Here is a 721-nt window from a genome sequence, read left to right as displayed (position 1 = left end):
GCGAAGGAGTTCGACGTGCCCGAAATGCGCACCATCCTCAGACGCGGCATGCTCTGGGCGGCGCGTTGAATGCCGTGCTCACAGGAATCCGGATAGCGCTTAGAGCATCGGACGCGAAAAGTGGTCTCACACTGGAATGAGACGAAAGCGTCATGGACGGTCTCAACAGGTCAGCGGTTTCGGGAAAGTTCGAGACCCGGCCAGCCGACCTACGCTCTAGGCCGTTGGGCTCCAATGCAGCCTCATGCGTTGACGCTCCAGTGCCAATGCACCTCAGGAGCCGCCGTGCCGAACACCAGCCCCGCAGAAGCCATCGATCAGGTCCCTCTCACCTTCTCCGACTGGACGCCGCGGCGGACAGAGGACCCGCTCCACAAGGATCTCTCCGCCGTGGCGCGGGTCGGCGACTGCCTTCTCCTTGCCTGTGACGAGACCGCCAGTGTCGAACGCCTTCGCCGCCTGGACGACGGCAGCTTTGGGGACCATCAGCAATTCAGCTTGGACGCGCTGGTTCACCTGCCAGCCGGGGCCGAGGGCGAGATGGACATTGAGGGGCTGTGCGCCGCTGACGGCTTCCTCTGGCTTGTCGGGTCCCACTCCGGCAAGCGTTCCAAGCCCAAGCGCGATGAGAACGACCGAGCTCGGGCTCTCCAGACCATGGAAGAGATCGAACGCGAGCCCAACCGCTCCTTCCTGGGACGCATTCCTCTGATTGAGGAGG

Annotated in this window: 1 protein-coding gene; it reads left to right on the top strand. The window is 63.5% G+C overall.

What is annotated here, in order from left to right:
* Positions 1–285: 285 nt before the first annotated feature.
* Positions 286–721 (top strand): DUF3616 domain-containing protein (locus KBI52_RS01125; protein WP_210804820.1); only part of this gene is annotated, 436 nt, incomplete at its 3' end.

Source organism: Microvirga sp. HBU67558 (assembly GCF_018069605.1).
In the GTDB taxonomy this organism is placed as follows: domain Bacteria; phylum Pseudomonadota; class Alphaproteobacteria; order Rhizobiales; family Beijerinckiaceae; genus Microvirga; species Microvirga terrae.
The sequence above is the reverse complement of the archived record's forward strand: the minus strand, read 5'-3'. Positions and strand labels throughout refer to the sequence as shown.